Origin of the sequence: Jiangella mangrovi (assembly GCF_014204975.1) — a bacterium.
In the GTDB taxonomy this organism is placed as follows: Bacteria; Actinomycetota; Actinomycetes; order Jiangellales; family Jiangellaceae; genus Jiangella; species Jiangella mangrovi.
This window is the reverse complement of record NZ_JACHMM010000001.1, coordinates 3923902-3939726: the sequence shown is the minus strand read 5'-3', so window position 1 is coordinate 3939726 and position 15825 is coordinate 3923902. Positions and strand designations below refer to the sequence as shown.

At 73.5% G+C, this 15825-nt stretch carries 17 protein-coding genes; 6 read left to right on the top strand and 11 right to left on the bottom strand.

All coding sequences use genetic code 11. From position 1 onward, the window contains the following. The first annotated feature begins 69 nt into the window (after positions 1–69). From HD601_RS18230 to HD601_RS18215, 4 genes are all read left to right on the top strand, one after another. Positions 70–285: a DUF1918 domain-containing protein gene (locus HD601_RS18230; protein WP_184824214.1), complete on the top strand. Its 216-nt coding sequence runs from the start codon at positions 70–72 to the stop codon at positions 283–285. Between the two features lie 114 nt (positions 286–399). Beyond that, positions 400–2067 (top strand): substrate-binding domain-containing protein, encoded by a 1668-nt coding sequence (locus tag HD601_RS18225; RefSeq protein WP_184824212.1) that lies wholly within the window; start codon positions 400–402, stop codon positions 2065–2067. Between the two features lie 83 nt (positions 2068–2150). Then, entirely contained in the window at positions 2151–3038 is an 888-nt protein-coding gene (locus HD601_RS18220) for a polysaccharide deacetylase family protein (protein ID WP_184824210.1), read from the top strand. Next, on the top strand, positions 3035–3514 hold the full coding sequence (locus tag HD601_RS18215) for a phosphatase domain-containing protein (protein ID WP_184824208.1): 480 nt from the start codon (positions 3035–3037) through the stop codon (positions 3512–3514). Before HD601_RS18220 ends, HD601_RS18215 begins: the two co-directional genes overlap by 4 nt. A gap of 225 nt (positions 3515–3739) precedes the next feature. Here the strand turns inward: HD601_RS18215 and HD601_RS18210 are convergent, their stop codons facing one another. From HD601_RS18210 to HD601_RS18170, 9 genes are all read right to left on the bottom strand, one after another. Beyond that, positions 3740–4486, bottom strand: a complete 747-nt coding sequence (locus HD601_RS18210; RefSeq protein WP_184824206.1) for a prepilin peptidase — start codon at positions 4484–4486, stop codon at positions 3740–3742. Further along, entirely contained in the window at positions 4483–5340 is an 858-nt protein-coding gene (locus HD601_RS18205; protein WP_184824204.1) for a shikimate dehydrogenase, read from the bottom strand. The genes HD601_RS18210 and HD601_RS18205 overlap by 4 nt, the downstream gene beginning before the upstream one ends. After that, the gene (gene mltG / locus HD601_RS18200) at positions 5334–6485 is read right to left on the bottom strand and encodes an endolytic transglycosylase MltG (RefSeq protein WP_184824202.1); all 1152 of its coding nucleotides are present in this window, start codon (positions 6483–6485) and stop codon (positions 5334–5336) included. Before mltG ends, HD601_RS18205 begins: the two co-directional genes overlap by 7 nt. Further along, entirely contained in the window at positions 6478–6939 is a 462-nt protein-coding gene (gene ruvX, locus HD601_RS18195; protein ID WP_184824199.1) for a Holliday junction resolvase RuvX, read from the bottom strand. Before ruvX ends, mltG begins: the two co-directional genes overlap by 8 nt. Beyond that, positions 6939–9617 (bottom strand): alanine--tRNA ligase, encoded by a 2679-nt coding sequence (gene alaS, locus HD601_RS18190; protein ID WP_184824197.1) that lies wholly within the window; start codon positions 9615–9617, stop codon positions 6939–6941. The genes ruvX and alaS overlap by 1 nt, the downstream gene beginning before the upstream one ends. Before the next feature lie 2 nt (positions 9618–9619). Continuing rightward, entirely contained in the window at positions 9620–9925 is a 306-nt protein-coding gene (locus tag HD601_RS18185; protein WP_184824195.1) for a DUF6167 family protein, read from the bottom strand. Next, on the bottom strand, positions 9922–10332 hold the full coding sequence (locus HD601_RS18180) for a DUF948 domain-containing protein (RefSeq protein WP_184824193.1): 411 nt from the start codon (positions 10330–10332) through the stop codon (positions 9922–9924). The genes HD601_RS18185 and HD601_RS18180 overlap by 4 nt, the downstream gene beginning before the upstream one ends. Positions 10333–10447: 115 nt before the next feature. After that, positions 10448–10828 carry a YdeI/OmpD-associated family protein gene (locus HD601_RS18175; RefSeq protein ID WP_184824191.1) on the bottom strand — a complete coding sequence of 127 codons (381 nt, stop codon included), beginning with the start codon at positions 10826–10828 and terminating at the stop codon, positions 10448–10450. Further along, positions 10825–11271 (bottom strand): VOC family protein, encoded by a 447-nt coding sequence (locus HD601_RS18170; protein ID WP_184824189.1) that lies wholly within the window; start codon positions 11269–11271, stop codon positions 10825–10827. The genes HD601_RS18175 and HD601_RS18170 overlap by 4 nt, the downstream gene beginning before the upstream one ends. 63 nt (positions 11272–11334) lie before the next feature. On the opposite strand from HD601_RS18170, the gene HD601_RS18165 reads away from it, so the two are divergent. Together HD601_RS18165 and HD601_RS18160 are read left to right on the top strand one after the other, a co-directional pair. Further along, on the top strand, positions 11335–12312 hold the full coding sequence (locus HD601_RS18165; protein WP_184824187.1) for a helix-turn-helix transcriptional regulator: 978 nt from the start codon (positions 11335–11337) through the stop codon (positions 12310–12312). Positions 12313–12535: 223 nt separating this feature from the next. Continuing rightward, positions 12536–13387: a Gfo/Idh/MocA family oxidoreductase gene (locus HD601_RS18160; protein WP_184824185.1), complete on the top strand. Its 852-nt coding sequence runs from the start codon at positions 12536–12538 to the stop codon at positions 13385–13387. A 36-nt stretch (positions 13388–13423) separates the two neighbouring features. On the opposite strand, the gene HD601_RS18155 is transcribed toward HD601_RS18160, so the two are convergent. Both HD601_RS18155 and HD601_RS18150 read right to left on the bottom strand, forming a co-directional pair. After that, positions 13424–14773: a replication-associated recombination protein A gene (locus tag HD601_RS18155; RefSeq protein WP_184824183.1), complete on the bottom strand. Its 1350-nt coding sequence runs from the start codon at positions 14771–14773 to the stop codon at positions 13424–13426. A 36-nt stretch (positions 14774–14809) separates the two neighbouring features. Beyond that, positions 14810–15760, bottom strand: a complete 951-nt coding sequence (locus tag HD601_RS18150) for a dihydrodipicolinate synthase family protein (protein WP_184824181.1) — start codon at positions 15758–15760, stop codon at positions 14810–14812. Between the last annotated feature and the right edge of the window lie 65 nt (positions 15761–15825).

Sequence of the window (15825 nt, the reverse complement as noted above, 5' to 3'; positions counted from 1 at the left end):
CCGTCAGGCCCGGTCCGGAGCACGCTGGACGGTGACGGGTTCGGGTTCCGCCGAGGGAGGTCGAGGACCGTGCACGCACACGACGGCGACCGTCTGGTGGTCGAGGGGACGAGGGTCGGCTCGCCCCGCCGCGAGGGCGAGGTGCTCGAGACGCACGGGCCGGACGGCGGGCCGCCGTTCCTGGTCCGCTGGTCCGACGGTGCGCAGTGTCTGGTCTATCCGGGCACCGACGCGCACATCGAGCCGGGGGCGCCGACGACGCCCGCGGCGCCCGCGAGCGGCTGAGCAGGTGATCTTCATACTTCCGTGACACGCGTGACTTGCGTGACACAGAACTACCTGAGTCGCATTGGTCCCGGTTAGTCTGCAATCCCACTGACTCGCACGGAGCCGCAGACCATGCCAGGACGTCACGCCTCGCACCGTCAGGCCGCGCCGACGCCCTGGTTGCGCCGGCTCGGCCTGTCCGTCATGGCCGTCGCCCTCATCGGGGCCGCCGGGCTCGGCGTCGCCTCCGTCCTGGACCGCGGGACCGGCGACTGCGCCGGCCCGCTGGCGGTGACCGTCGCCGCCGACCCCACCATCGAGCCGGTCCTGACCGAACTGGGCCGCAGCTACGCCGAGACGGACCCCCGTCAGGGCGACCGGTGCGTGCAGATCGACGTCAACGCCGCGGCGTCCGGGGCGGTCGTCGGCACACTCGGCTCGGCCGAGGCGCCGCACCTGTGGGTTCCGAAGACGCGGGCGTTCGGCCCGGCCGTCGAGGAGGGCGCGGCGACCGAGCTGGCCAGCGTCGCGCTGAGTCCGCTGGTCGTCGTCATGCCGAGCCAGGCGGCCGAGGCGATCGGCGGGTCCGAGGCGGAGATCTCGTGGACGGCGCTGGTCCAGGGCGAGGGCCCGGCCGTCATCGCCGACCCCGCCGCCAACGACGAGGGCATCGCCAGCCTCATCGCCGTGCGCACCGCGCTCGGCGAGAACGTCGACCGGACCCAGCTGGTCCAGCTCATGACCCAGGTGTCGCAGGCCGCCGTCCCCACCGTCGGCGACGCGTTCGCCGCGGTGGCGGAGTCGCCGGCCGCGTTCACGGCCACCGAGCAGGCCGTCGCCGCCTACAACCGCGACGCCGGCGACGCCCGCGTGACCGCCCTCTACCCCGCCGAGGGGACGCTGGCCTTCGACTACCCGGCACTCGCGGTCACCGGCGCCGACGAGGACGAGGCCGCGCGGTCGGCCGCGGCGGCGTTCGTCACGTACCTGGGCTCGACCGACGCGCAGGAGGCGATCCGGCGAGCCGGCTTCCGCAGCCCCGACGGCACCGCCGACCGCAACGCCGGCGTCGTCGACGGCACCCGCCAGGCGATGCCGGCGCTGCTCCCCGACCCCGACCCCGCCGCCGTCACCGAGCTGTCGCGGCAGTGGGCGGCGCTGGCGCTCGACATGCGGATGCTCGCCGTCATCGACGTCTCCGGCTCGATGAACGAGCAGGTCACCGACGACGCCACCCGTATTGAACTGACCCGCGACGCCGCCTTGGAGGCGCTGCAGCTGTTCCCGCCGGACGCCTCGGTCGGCCTGTGGGCGTTCTCGATCCTGCAGGACCCGCCCAATGACTACGTCCAGCTGGTCGACGTCGGGCCGATGAACGAGCCCACCGAGGACGGCACCCTGCGCGGCGAGGCCCTGGCGGCGGCCGCCGCGTCGCTGCCGGACATCGCCGACGGCGGCACCGGCCTCTACGACACCGCGCTGGCGGCGTTCCAGGAGATGCGCAGCAGCTACCAGGCCGGCATGGTCAACTCCGTCGTGCTGCTCACCGACGGCCGCAACGAGGACGACCCCGAGGGCATCGACCTCGAGACCCTGCTCACCCAGCTCACCGCCCAGTTCGACCCGGCCGCGCCGGTGCCGATCATCACCATCGGCATGGGCCCCGAGGCCGACATGGAGGCGCTGCAGCAGATCTCGGCCGCCACCGGCACCACCGCCTACCACGCCGAGGACCCCAGCGACATCCAGAGCGTGTTCCTGCAGGCCATGATCGAACGGCAGTGCCGGCCGAACTGCTGACCGGACGTGGCGCGCCTGTCCGATTCCGGCCCGGCCGAACCCTATGATCATGGGTCGACGAGCGCCGCAGGGAGGTGGCACCGGTGAACAACCTGTCCTGGCCGGCCACCGTCCTTCTCGGCATCCTCATCGGGCTCATGGCGGTCGCCGCCGAGCGCGGCGGCGCGCGCGACGACGAGGCGGCGGCGAGCCCGTCGGCCGGTCCGTCGGCCAGCGCCTCCCCCGGTGCCGGGTCGGGTGACGACGGCGGCGGCTCCGGGTCCGGTGGCGGGTCGGGCTCGGGGTCGGGTGACGGTTCCGGTGACAGCTCCGGTGACGGCTCTGGGGAGAGCTCCGGGGAGAGCTCCGGGGACAGTGACGGCGGCGCGGGGAACCCCGACACCGGCGGCGACCCGGCCGACTACGTCGTCACCCTCACCTTCGATGACGGCCCGCACCCGGTGTACACCGCACAGATCCTCGACGTGCTCGAGGCGCACGACGCGACCGCCGTGTTCTGCGTCGTCGGCCAGCGGGTCCGCGAGAACCCCGAGGTCGTGCGGCAAGTCGTCGACGCCGGGCACGCGCTGTGCAACCACACCGACACCCACGACGAGAAGCTCTCCGAGCGCAGCGCCGAGCAGATCGAGCGCGAGATCGCCGAGACCGACGAGGCCATCGACGACGCGCTCGGCGAGGACGCCGAGGTGCGCTGGTTCCGGCAGCCGAACACGTACGTGCAGCCGCCGGTCGAGGCGGTCCTCGACGACGTCGGCCTCGAGCCGCTGGACTGGACCGTCGACCCGAAGGACTGGTCGCGACCGGGCACGGTGCCGATCGTGCAGGAGACGCTCGGCCAGCTCGAGCCGGGCGCGATCATCCTGCTGCACGACGGCGGCGGCGACCGGTCGCAGACGGTCGCGGCGCTCGAGCAGATCCTGAGCGGCCTCGACGCCGCCGGCTACCAGTACGTCCTCCCGGGAGACCCATGAGCCGCCCCGTCGCCGTCGTCGACATCGACGGCGTCCTCGCGAACGTCGACCACCGGCTGCACCACCTGGACCGCCGCCCGAAGGACTGGGCCGGCTTCTTCGGCGCCATGGGCGACGACGAGCCGTTCGCCGAGGGCATCGAACTCGTCACGCTGCTGGCGCACGAGCACGAGGTGATCTACCTGAGCGGCCGGCCCGAGCGCACCCGCGCCGTCACGCAGAGGTGGCTGGCCTCGAACGGCGCGCCCCGCGGCACCGTCATGCTCCGCCCCGACGACGACCGCCGCCCCGCACGGCAGTTCAAGGTGGGCGTGCTGCGGCGGCTGGCCGAGCGCCGCGAGGTCGCCATGCTGGTCGACGACGACCCCGCCGTCTGTACCGCCGCCCGCGCTGCCGGCTTCACCGTCTACGAGGCGGAGTGGAGCCGGCCCAACCCGACGCTCTTCTCCGCCCAGGAATCCGACGGCCGCACCTGACGCCGTCGTCGCCCACCGGGAAACCGGCTCACGCTCGGGAAACCGACGCGTGACGCGCGGATCGACCCGCCATCCGCCGTTTTCCCGAGCGTCAGCCGGTTACCCGAGCGTCAGCGGTTTCCCGAGTGTGAGCGGTCCGGCGGTCGGCGAGGTTGTCGGTACCCGCCCGTAGGATGGGCACCCTCCCAACCGGGCGGGGACCAGCACCACCGACGCCGGACTCGGCTACGTCAGCAGCAGCGAGAGCAGCGCGCCCACGAGCATCGGCGGGCCGAACGGCAGGCTCGTCCGCCGGCCCGCCCGCCCCACCACCAGCAGCGCGATGCCCACGACGGCGCCCACCAGGAAGGCCAGGAACACCCCGAGCACGACCGCCTGCCACCCCGCCCACCCCAGCAGCAGCCCGAGCGACACCGACAGCTTCACGTCGCCGAGGCCGAGGTCGGCCGGGCGGAGCAGCGCCAGCAGCAGGTAGAACGCCAGGCAGGCGCCGGCCGCGGCCCAGGCCCGTCCGTAGGCGCCCCACGAGTCGGTCAGGGCGGCGGCGACGGTGAGCCAGGCGCCCGCCGCACCGAACGCCGTCAGCGTCAGCCAGTCCGGCAGCAGCTGGGTGCGCAGGTCGACATGGGCCATGGCGACGCCGAGCAGCCCGACCGCGAGGTAGGCCGGCAGCTCCTCCGGCGCGCCGGGAGCGCCGTCGCGGGCGATCGCCAGCAGGCCCCAGACGGCCGCCGTCGCGACGGCGAGCCAGGCCGCCAGCCGGGGCGCGGCGGCCAGCTCGCGGTACGGGATCGGCGTCGGCGGCCGGCCGCCCTCGACCAGCTCCGGCGCCGAGTCCGGCGACGGCTCCGGGGCCGGCGTCACGTCGGCGGACACCTCGACCGGCTCGCGGTCCGGGATCCGGGCGATCAGCAGCGGCAACAGCGCTCCGGCGGCGAGCCCGGCGACCACCAGCACGACGACCAGGGTCACGCGCGGGCGCCGATCGCCGCCAGCGCCGCGGACCGCAGCAGGTCGGCCGGCACGTCGGAGCCGGTCATGAGGTGCACCTGGCCGACGGCCTGGTGCACGAGGAGCTCGAGTCCGCTGGCCACGACTCCCCCGGCGGCCTGCCAGGCGGCGGCGACGGGTGTGGGCCACGGGTCGTAGACGACGTCGAACAGCACCCGCCCGGAGACGCCGCCACCCAGCCCCACGACCAGCGACGACGCCAGCTCGTCCATCGCGCCCGACGGCGCCGTCGTCACCGTTACGCCGGCGTCGGCGCAGGCCGGCAGGACCGCCCAGGGCGCGGGCTCGGCCGGGTGTCCCAGGGCGGCCGCGACCGCCAGCGCACCGCCGGCCCGCGCCGCGGACCGGACGTGCACGTGGACCGGACCACTCTCGAGGAACGCCAGCGCCGCCAGCACGCTGGACGCCGTCGCTCCCCCACCCCACAGGCACACCGGCCCGGGGGTCGAAGCCCCGTCGACCGGCCCGCCCGAGGCCGCGCGCAGCGTCGCCACGACGCCGGGCACGTCGGTGTTGTCGGCGTCCCAGCCGCCGTCGTCGCGCCGGACCAGGGTGTTCGCCGCGCCGACCGTCCGGGCGACGTCGGACGCCGTCGTCGCGACGTCCAGCGCCACCCGCTTGAGCGGCATCGTCAGCGAGAGGCCGCGCCACTCCGGCCCGAGCCCGGCGACGAACGCCGGCAACGACTCCTCCGCGACCTCGTGCGCGGTGTACTCCCAGTCCAGCCCCAGCGACCGGTACGCCGCCCGGTGGATCACCGGCGAGAGCGAGTGCGCGATCGGCGATCCGAGGACGGCGCAGCGACGCGTCAGCACAGATCGCTCTCGCGGCAGTACGCGTCGAGGAGCGCGATGTTCGCCTGGTGGTCGGCCTCGGTGACGGCGAACGCGGTCTCGCCGGTCTCGAGGTTCACCGCGACGAAGTAGCAGCTGCCCTCGCTCGACGGGTTGAGCGCCGCGGAGAGCGCCGCCTCGCCGGGCGAGGCGATGGGCCCCGGCGGCAGCCCGGACACCCGGTAGGTGTTGTAGGGCGAGTCGACCTGGCGCTGCTCACTCGACGTGTAGACGCTGGAGTAGTCGTCGACGGCGTAGTGGACGGTGGAGTCCATCTGCAGCCGGCCCTCGGGCACCCCGTTGGCCGTGCAGGCGCCGGACATCCGGTTGTAGATGACCTCGGCGACCCGCGGCATGTCCTCCTCGCGGCTCACCTCGCGCTGGACGATGCTCGCCACCGTCACCACCTGCAGTGGGGTGAGGTCGAGCGCTGCGGCGCCGTCGACGAGGTTGACGTCGGTGGCGACCTGGTCGAACTGGGCCACCATGGACGCGATCAGCGACTCCGGAGTGACGTCGCCGCCCAGGCCGTAGGACGCCGGGAACAGGAAACCCTCGGCCACACCCTGGGCGTAGTCGGGCAGCGTGGCGGCGTCGACGGCGGCCTGCAACTCCTCGACGGTGAACCCGGAGGTCTCGGCGAGCCGCTCGACGGTCTGCCGGACCCGGTAGCCCTCGGGCAGCGAGACCCGCTCGCCGCCCGCGCCGTCGACCAGGGCGGCGACGGCATCGGCGGCGCGCATCTCGCTGCGCAGCACGTAGTTGCCCGGCTGGATGCCCCGGGCGTCGGGATTCTGGTCGGCGGCCGCGACGAACGCGTCCTGGCTGGCGACGACGCCGGCGTCGAAGAGCGTGGCGCCCATGGCGCTGATGGTGGCGCCGTCGGCGATGGTCACGTTGACCTCGCCGGTGCCCGGGCCGGGAAAGTCCTCGGCCTCACCGAACAGGCCGTCGACGCTGTTCAGCAGCGCGCTGCCGCCGTAGTAGATGCCGCCCAGGACTCCGCCGATGACGGCGAGCGAGGCCAGCACGGCCACGAAGGAGCCGAACCGGCTGCGCTTGCGCCGACGGCGCCGCTGACGCCGGGGGCGGACGATCTCCTCCTCCGACGTGTACAGGTCACTCATCCGTTACCGTCAGCACCTCTCCAGGCGGCTCGCCGGCCCTGCGCTCGGCGTCCAGCGCGTCTTGCAGGATCACCATCGCCGCGGCCTGGTCGATGGCCGGGCGTGCCGCACGCGACGAGACACCGCTGGCTCGCATCCCACGCGCTGCGACGGTGGTACTCAGCCTTTCGTCGACGAGCCGCACCGGGCATGGTGCCACAAATCGTGCCAAATCGGCACCAAAGGCCCTGGCGTGCACTGCCGCCGCGTGCTCCTTCCCATCGAGACTACGCGGTAATCCGAGCACGATCTCGATCGCGTCGTACTCGGTCACCAGCATCCCGATGCGCCGCAGGTCACCCTTGCCGCGTCGGACCGTCTCGATGGGCGTGGCGATGAGCCCGTCGCGGTCGCAGGACGCGACCCCGATGCGGACCGTCCCGACATCGACCCCCAGCCTGACGCCCGTCCGCACTAGTTGGTCACGGCCTGGCCGATGGCGTGTTCCACCTGCGTCAACGCCTCGCCGATCTTGCTCGCGTCGGTGCCGCCGCCCTGCGCGACGTCGTCCTTGCCGCCACCGCCGCCACCCAGCGTCTGGGCGGCGACCCGGACCAGCGCACCGGCCTTGACGCCCCACTCGCGCCCGGCCTCGTTGACCGCGATGACGACGCTGGGCCGCCCACTGTCGCCGGCGCCGGCCACCGCGACGACGGCCGGGCGCTCGTTGCCCAGCCGGCCGCGGACGTCCAGCGCCAGCGAGCGGAGGTCGTCGGCCGCCGTGCCCTCGGGCGCGGTGTGGCCGACGAACGCGACCCCGTAGACGTCGCGGGCCGCCGCCGCCAGCTCGGCCGCCTGGGCGCCGAGCTCCGACGAGCGGGCCTTCGCCAGCTCTTTCTCCGCGTCGCGGACCTGCGCGACCAGCTTCTCGATGCGCTCGGGCAGCTGGTCGGGCTGCTGCACCTTGAGGAGGTCGACCAGCTGGTTGACCAGCGTGCGCTCGCGGGCGAGGTGGCGGAAGCCCTCGATGCCGACGAACGCCTCGACCCGGCGGGTACCGGCGCCGACGGAGCCCTCGCCGGTCAGCGTGACCAGCCCGACCTGCGACGAGTGGGCCACGTGCGTGCCACCGCAGAGCTCGCGCGACCAGGCGCCGCCCATCTCGACGACGCGCACCTCTTCGTCGTACGTCTCGCCGAACAGCGCCAGCGCGCCGATCTCGCGGGCCCGCTCGAGCGGCATGTACGTGGCCGACACCGAGTGGTCGCGGCGGATCGCCAGGTTGGCGACCTCTTCGACCTCGCTGCGGGTCTGCGCGCCGAGCGCCTGCCCCCAGGCGAAGTCGAGGCGTAGGTAACCGGGCTTGTTGTACGAGCCGCTCTGCAGCGCCTGCGGGCCGAGTACCTGGCGCAGCGCCGCGTGCACGATGTGGGTGCCGGAGTGCGCCTGGCAGGCGCCGACCCGCCACTCCTGGTCGACCTTGGCCGCGACGTCCTGGCCGCTGATGACCTCGCCCTTGAGGACGCGCGCCTTGTGCACGATGAGGCCCTTGATGGGCCGCTGCACGTCGAGGACCTCGAGCTCGAAGCCGTCGCCGGTGATGACGCCGGCGTCGCTGTCCTGGCCGCCGGACTCGGCGTAGAACGGCGTGCGGTCGAGCACGATCTCGATGGTCTCGCCCTCGCCGGCGCCCGGGATGGCGACGCCGTCGAGCAGCAGGCCGCGGATCGTGCTGTCGGTCTCGAGCTCGTCGTAGCCGGTGAACGGCGTGGGGCCGGCGTCGCGCAGCGTCCGGTAGGCGCTGAGGTCGGCGCCGCCGGTCTTCTTCGACTTCGCGTCGGCCCTGGCCCGCTCGCGCTGCTCGGTCATGAGCCGGCGGAAGTGACCCTCGTCGACCTTCAGCCCCTGCTCGGCCGCCATCTCCAGCGTGAGGTCGATGGGGAAGCCGTAGGTGTCGTGCAGTTTGAACGCGGTGTCGCCGGGCAGCGCGAACTCGCCGGCCCGCTTCGCCTCGTCGGCCGCGAGGTCGAAGATCTGCGTGCCGGTCTGCAGCGTGCGGCGGAACGCCTCTTCCTCGGCGTACGCGACGGAGGAGATGCGCTCGAAGTCGGACTCGAGCTCCGGGTAGGCCGCCCTCATGCAGTCCTTGGCGGTGGGCAGCAGTTCGGGCAGCGCCTTGTCCTCGACGCCGAGCAGCCGCATGGCGCGGACCGAGCGGCGCAGCAGCCGGCGCAGCACGTAGCCGCGGCCCTCGTTGGACGGGGTCACGCCGTCGCCGATGAGCATGAGCGAGCTGCGCACGTGGTCGGCGACGACCCGCATGCGGACGTCGTCGGTGTGGTCGGCGCCGTAGCGCCGGCCCGAGAGGTCGGCCGCGCGCTGCAGCGTCGGGCGGACCTGGTCGATCTCGTACATGTTGTCGACGCCCTGCAGCAGGTACGCGACGCGCTCGAGCCCCATGCCGGTGTCGATGTTCTTCGACGGGAGATCGCCGACGACGGTGAAGTCGTCCTTCGCCCGGACGTCGGTGATCTGCTCCTGCATGAAGACCAGGTTCCAGATCTCGAGGAACCGGTCCTCGTCGACGACGGGGCCGCCGTCGGGTCCGTGCTCGGCGCCACGGTCGATGTAGATCTCGCTGCACGGGCCGCCCGGGCCGGGCTGGCCGGTGTGCCAGTAGTTGTCGAGCAGGCCGCGCCGCTGGATGCGCTCGTCGGGCAGGCCGGCGATCTTCTTCCAGAGCTCCGCGGCCTCGTCGTCGTCGTGGTAGACGGTGACCCAGATCTTGTCCTCGGCGAACCCGTAGCCGCCGTCGGCCTGGGACTTCGTGATGAGGTCCCAGGCGTGGGTGATGGCGCCTTCCTTGAAGTAGTCGCCGAAGGAGAAGTTGCCGTTCATCTGGAAGAACGTGCCGTGCCGGGTGGTCTTGCCGACCTCTTCGATGTCGCCGGTCCGGATGCACTTCTGCACGCTGGTGGCCCGCGGCCACGGCGACGCCTGCTGCCCCGTCAGGTACGGGATGAACGGCACCATGCCCGCCACCGTGAACAGCAGCGACGGGTCGGGCGAGATCAGCGAGGCGCTGGGGACGACGGCGTGACCGTTCTTCTCGAAGTGGTCGAGGAACCGGCGCCGGATCTCGGCGGTCTCCATGGTCAGAACGTGCCTCTCGGGTGCGTGCGGAACAGATCGTCGACGGCGTCGAGGTCGGGCTCGGCGCGCTGGACGCCGGTGCCGTCGGGGGCGATGCCCAGGGCGTAGCGCAGCTCGGCGTCGCGCTCGGCCATGCCGGCGCGGACCTCGTCGGTGAACTCGCGAACGGCGTCGCCGAGGTTGCGCAGGCCGCCGGCCACGCGGTCGGCAGCGCCCTCGGGCGTCAGGCTCTCGGCGGCGCGGGTGAGCCGGCGGACCACCAGCACCCCGGCAGTCGCCCCGAGGGCGACCCAGAAGAGCTTGCTCATCCTCGGCTCCCGAAGCGGCGGCGCCGGCCGGTGCCGGCCGCGGCGCCGTCGCGGCGGGCGGTGATGGCCCGGCGGACGCCGTAGGTGAACGCGGCCGTGCGGACCAGTGGCCCGCCGAGCGTGGCCGCGAACAGCGACGACATGGCGGCGACGTTGGTGGTAACGGTCTGCGCGTTGGACGTGATGGCGTCGATGCGCTGCAGCTGCGCGTTCGTGGAGGCGAGCAGCTCGTTGGTCTCGTCGACCGTGGTGGCCGTCTTCGCGACGTGCTCCTTGCGCAGGTCGCGCACGACGAGGGTGAACTCGTCGACGGTGCGGCCCAGCTTCAGAATCGGCACGGCGAGGAAGCCGACCAGCGCGACCAGGGCGGCGGCGGCCAGCAACCCGGCGATCTCGCCTACGGACATGGGTGGAGCTGCCTCTCTTCGGATGGGTGTCTCGAGCGTCTGACCCTACCGCGCCGGGCCAGCCCGCGCGGTCACGACCAGGAGACGGCTGCTGCTCGGTGACCACCCATGTCATTCAGGGTAGGCGACCCGCCGTGGTCGCGGCCAATGCGTTGTCCCACCGCCCGTCCGCCTTCGCCGCCGCAACCTGGGCGAGCCCGCCGGAGCGCATGCGGCCGGCCGCCGTCAGCGCCTCGACGATGGCGGCGTTGCGGGCCGACCACGGGCTCTTCTGTCGTCGGCGCGAGTAGCGCTGCTGGAAGTGGTGCTCGTCGCCGGAGCGGCGGACGCTGTCGATCCAGCCGTGGCAGAGCGCCACCTCGAGCGCCTCCTCGATGTGCAGGCCCGGCGCGCCCTTGCGCGCGATGCGCAGGACGACGCCGTCGGCGCTGTCGTGGTGCTCGGCCAGCCAGGCGTCCCAGCCGGCGGCGTCGTCGAAGACCAGGACGTCGCTCATGCCGTCGCCTCCCCGTCGGCGCCGTCGGCCAGCGCCTTCCAGTGCGGGTTGTACATGAGCCCGATGATGTTGCCGAACGGGTCGACGACGGAGGCGTTCGCGAACCCCTGGGTGCGGTCGACGCGCGGCTGGTGGACGGTGGCGCCGTGCGCGACCAGGCGCTCGGTGGTGCCGTCGAGGTCGTCGACGTGCCAGTTCATGACGGCGCCGCCGGGCGCGCTGGTGGTCGGGTCGCCCGGCGGGCGCCAGGCGCCGTTGATGATGCCGAACTCGTCCTGGTGATCGCCGAGGCGCCACTCGTAGTAGCCGACCTGGCCGGAGCGCGGGTCGGTGGCCTCGAAGTACGGCTCGGCGCCGAGCACTTCGGTGTACCAGGCACGGGCGGCGGGCATGTCGTCGGCGTAGAAGTTCAGGGTGCAGAAGCCCCGCAGGTCGATGCTCATGAGAACGACGTTATCGGCGGTTGTGGAACGTGTGGTTCCGCAATAGCTGGCAGACTTCCGTGCATGTTGGAGACGTCGGTGCGGCTGCTGCGGCTGCTGTCGTTGCTGCAGGTCAGGCGCGAGTGGTCGGGCGCTGAGCTCGCGTCGCGGCTCGAGGTGACCACGCGGACGGTCCGCAACGACATCGAGCGGCTGCGGATCATGGGCTACGAGGTCGAGTCGACGACGGGTCCGGCCGGCGGCTACCGCCTGGGCGCGGGGTCGGCGCTGCCACCGCTGGTCCTCGACGACGACGAGGCGGTCGCCGTCGCGCTGGGGCTGCGGGCGGCCGCCGCCGGCTCCGTCACCGGCATCGAGGAGACGTCGCTGCGGGCGCTGGCCAAGCTCGAGCGGACGCTGCCGTCGCGGCTGCGGCACCGCATCGACGCCCTTCGATCGGCGACGGCGTCGGCCGCCGGTGTGGGGACGCGGGTCGACGCCGAGGTCCTGACGGCGGTCGCGGCGGCCGTGCACGCGCGCGAGCAGCTGCGCTTCGACTACGAGGGGCACGACGGCGAGACCTCCGTGCGCCGGACCGAGCCGCACCAGCTCGTCTACACCGGGCGGCGCTGGTACCTGCTGGCCTGGGACCTCGACCGCGACGACTGGCGCACCTTCCGGGCCGACCGGATACTCCCCCGGGTGCCGACGGGTCCCCGGTTCGCCCCGCGCGAGCCGCCCGGCGGCGACGCCGTCGCCCACGTCCTGCGCGGCGTCGGGTCGCAGGCCTACCGCGAGCAGGCCCGGGTCCGGCTGGACGCGCCGATCGACGTCGTGACGGACAAGATCACCGCCATGGGCGGACTGGTCACCGAACTGCCCGACGGCAGCTGCCTGCTGCAGACCGGCGGCGACTCGTGGCACGACCTCGCCGGCTACCTGGGCAGCCTCGGGGTAGCGTTCGAGGTGCTCGACCCGCCGGAGCTGCGCGATCACCTCCGCTCTCTCGCCGAGCGCTACCTCGCGGCCTCCGCCGCGGGAAACGATCAGATGACGTACTGAGCGTGTCCGTCGCGCCTTCGTCACCTGATCGTTTCCGGTCCGCATGCTGGCGGCGATCAGGTGGCGAACCAGCCCGGCGGGACACCTTTCCGGTCACCTGATCACTGCAGCAGAAACGATCAGGTGACAACACGCCCGCGCCCACACGTCCGCGGGGCCGCGCTTCCAGCCGATCGCTCCAAGATCAACTTCGAGTGGGGTGGATCCCGTAGGCTCGTCTGCCGTGACGCGCATCGGGGTCGTCGGGACGGACAGCAGCCACGTCGACCAGTTCGTTCGCCTGCTCGATGCCGAGCAGCGGCACGGCGACGCCCGCATCGTTGCGCTGGCCGGCGGCGACACCGAGCGCAACCGCGAGCTCGCGGCCGCCGCCCCCGGAAGCGCGATCGACCTGGTCGACGACGCCGCGGCGCTGCTGGGCCGGGTCGACGCCGTCCTCGTCTGCACGCGGGACGGGCGCGGGCACCTGGCCGAGGCGACGCCGTTCATCGAGGCCGGGCTGCCGGTGTTCGTCGACAAGCCGCTGGCCGGATCGGCGGCCGATGCCACCGCGATCGTCGCGGCCGCGCAACAGCACGGCGTACCCCTCTACTCCGGGTCGGCGCTGCGGTTCGTCCCCGCGATGGACGAGCTGACGGCGGGCCACCGGCAACCGCCGCGGCTCATCACCGTCACCGGACCTGCCAACGCCCGCGGGCAGCACGGCGGCCTCTACTTCTACGGCGTGCACATCGTCGAGGCGGCGCGGCGGCTGGCCGGTGACCCCGTCGGGCACGGCGAGGTCGCCGTCAGCGTCACCGAGCGGCCGAACGGGGTGACGGCGCGGACCACCCTCGGCGGCACCGAGGTGATCCTCGGGTTCGTCGCCGACGCGTACCCGTTCCACGCCGCCGTCGTCCGGGACGGCGGGCCGGCCGAGCAGCGGGAGCTGGAGCTGCCGCCGGGCTACACCGCGCCGGTGCTGGAGCGCTTCCTCGCCGCCGTGGCCGCCGGCGCGCCGCCCACCGAGGCCGAGGCGGCGGCACTGGTGGCGCCGATCGAGCTGCTCGACGCGATCGCCGCCCAGCTCCCCTGACGACCCGTGACCGGGCCGCGGCTCAGCCGCCGCGGCTCAGTCGCCGCGGACGATCTTGCGCAGCCGGGCGTACCGCTCGGCGTAGTCGCGCTCGGCGCCGCGGGTGCCGGGCTCGTAGTACTGCTTGGCGACGACGGCGTCGGGCGCGTACTGCTGCTCGACGACGCCGCGCGGGTCGTCGTGGGCGTAGGCGTAGGCCGTGCCGTGGCCGAGCTTCTTCGACCCGGCGTAGTGGGAGTCGCGCAGGTGCGGCGGCACTGCCCCGGCCAGCCCGGCGCGCACGTCGCCGACGGCCGCGCCGATGGCCTTGACGACGCTGTTCGACTTGGGTGCCAGCGCCAGCGCGATGACCACCTGCGCCAGCGTGATCTGCGCCTCCGGCCAGCCGATGAGCTGCACCGCCTGGGCGCCGGCGACCGCCGTCTGCAGGGCGGTGGGGTCGGCCATGCCGATGTCCTCACTGGCCAGGATGACCAGGCGGCGGGCCAGGAACTTGGGGTCCTCGCCGGCCTCGGCCATGCGGGCGAGGTAGTGCAGGCCGGCGTCGACGTCGCTGCCGCGGATGGACTTGATCATGGCGCTGGTGACGTCGTAGTGCTGGTCGCCGTCGCGGTCGTAGCGGACGGCGGCGCGGTCGACCGCCTTCTCGGCCACCTCGAGCGTGATGACGCCGTCGACCGCTCCCCCGGCCGCAGCCTCGAGGTACGTGAGGGCCCGCCTGGCGTCGCCGCCGGCCAGCCGGAGCAGGTGGTCGTGCGCGTCGTCGTCGATGGTCACCGCACCGTCGAGCCCGCGCGGCTCGGCCAGCGCCCGGCGCATGACCTCGCGGATGGCGTCGTCGTCGAGCGGCTCGAGCGTGAGCAGCAGCGACCGCGACAGCAGCGGGCTGATCAGCGCGAAGTACGGGTTCTCGGTGGTGGCCGCCACCAGCGACACCCAGCGGTTCTCGACGCCCGGCAGCAGCGCGTCCTGCTGGGTCTTGGAGAAGCGGTGCACCTCGTCGACGAAGAGGACGGTGCCCGCCCCGGATCGCACCAGCTCGCGCCGGGCGGTGTCGATGACGGCGCGCACGTCCTTGACGCCCGCCGTCACCGCCGACAGCTCGACGAAGCGGCGCTGGGTGGCCCGGCTGACGACGTAGGCGAGCGTCGTCTTGCCGGTGCCGGGCGGCCCCCACAGCACGAGCGCCATGGGCTGGTCCTCCTCGACCAGCCGGCGCAGCGGCGTGCCCGGCCCGAGCAGGTGCTGCTGGCCCACGATCTCGTCGAGCGTGCGCGGGCGCATGCGGACGGCCAGCGGCTTGCCGGCGACGTCGTCGTCGGCCCCGGAGAGCGACCCCGCGGGCACCGACGGCGCGGCGCCGCCGAACAGACCTTCCTGCTCCATGAGGTGGACCTTACGCGCCGACGCTGACAGCCGGTGTCACCGGCGCACCTGGTCGCGGCACTGCCGCACCACCCGGACGACCTCGTCGCGCTCGGCGTCGTCGAGGTCGGCGGGGCGATAGGGGTCGACGGCGAACTCCTCGGGAATGGTGCCCTCGTCGGCGGCGATCCAGAGCATGCGCTGCACGTAGCCGTCGAAGGGCGGCCGGAACGTCACCCGCGACAGCTCGTCGACGACGGCGGACACCTCGATGAACCGGGTGGCGGCGTCGCGCGCGGACGTGAGCACGGCCGCCGCGAAGGTGGCGACCGCCGCGACGGAGATCTGCGCGGCCGCGGCCGCCAGCCCGATGAGCGCGCCTTCGGCGCCCCACATGAGCGACGCGCCCAGCATGCGGTCCTCGCCGGTGAGCACCAGCTTCCCGCGTGCCCGGGCCGCCGCGATGCCCTCCTGGCAGGCGATGGCGTCGTGCAGCCGGGCCGGCTTGAACGCCCCGACCGACGGCAGGTCGAGCAGCCGCGCGAGGGTCGACGGCGCGTACGGCCGGGTGTAGAGGTCGAACGCGATGAGCGGCAGGCCGGAGGCGCCGGCGATGGCCTCATGATGGGCGACGACGGCGTCCGGGTCGGTGTCGGCGGGCGGGAAGACCAGCAGGGCCTGAGCGCCGGCCGCGGCGGCCGTGGCCGCCCACTCGAGGTCGTGGCCGGGACCGTCGGCATGACCCCCGACACCGGCGACGACGGGGACGTCGAGTGCGGCGGCGCGGCGCACGAGGTCGGCCTTCGTGGTGATGGGCAGGCGGTCGCCGCGGCCGGTGTGCGCCGCGATGGCCAGCCCGCCGGCGCCGGCCCGCACCAGGTGGCCGAAGTAGGCCGAGCAGACGCCCGGATCGGTGCTGCCGTCGGCGCGCATGGGCGTGGCCGCGGCGGCCACCAGCGACCAGCGCAGGCGGCCGTTCAGCTCCGTCGTCTCTCGAGAGATCCCCACCCCTGCAGGGTAACGAGTGTTCGACTATGTGAACGTCCACGTACATCGTGTGAGACAGAGAGGAA

Bases quoted from the DNA above. Each gene is read 5' to 3' on its own strand.
- HD601_RS18165 (WP_184824187.1), top strand. From the start codon at position 11,335: ATGTTGGAGACGTCGGTGCGGCTGCTGCGGCTGCTGTCGTTGCTGCAG.
- HD601_RS18170 (WP_184824189.1), bottom strand. From the start codon at position 11,271: ATGAGCATCGACCTGCGGGGCTTCTGCACCCTGAACTTCTACGCCGAC.
- HD601_RS18215 (WP_184824208.1), top strand. From the start codon at position 3,035: ATGAGCCGCCCCGTCGCCGTCGTCGACATCGACGGCGTCCTCGCGAAC.
- HD601_RS18180 (WP_184824193.1), bottom strand. From the start codon at position 10,332: ATGTCCGTAGGCGAGATCGCCGGGTTGCTGGCCGCCGCCGCCCTGGTC.
- HD601_RS18185 (WP_184824195.1), bottom strand. From the start codon at position 9,925: ATGAGCAAGCTCTTCTGGGTCGCCCTCGGGGCGACTGCCGGGGTGCTG.
- HD601_RS18155 (WP_184824183.1), bottom strand. From the start codon at position 14,773: ATGGAGCAGGAAGGTCTGTTCGGCGGCGCCGCGCCGTCGGTGCCCGCG.
- HD601_RS18175 (WP_184824191.1), bottom strand. From the start codon at position 10,828: ATGAGCGACGTCCTGGTCTTCGACGACGCCGCCGGCTGGGACGCCTGG.
- HD601_RS18225 (WP_184824212.1), top strand. From the start codon at position 400: ATGCCAGGACGTCACGCCTCGCACCGTCAGGCCGCGCCGACGCCCTGG.
- mltG (WP_184824202.1), bottom strand. From the start codon at position 6,485: ATGAGTGACCTGTACACGTCGGAGGAGGAGATCGTCCGCCCCCGGCGT.
- alaS (WP_184824197.1), bottom strand. From the start codon at position 9,617: ATGGAGACCGCCGAGATCCGGCGCCGGTTCCTCGACCACTTCGAGAAG.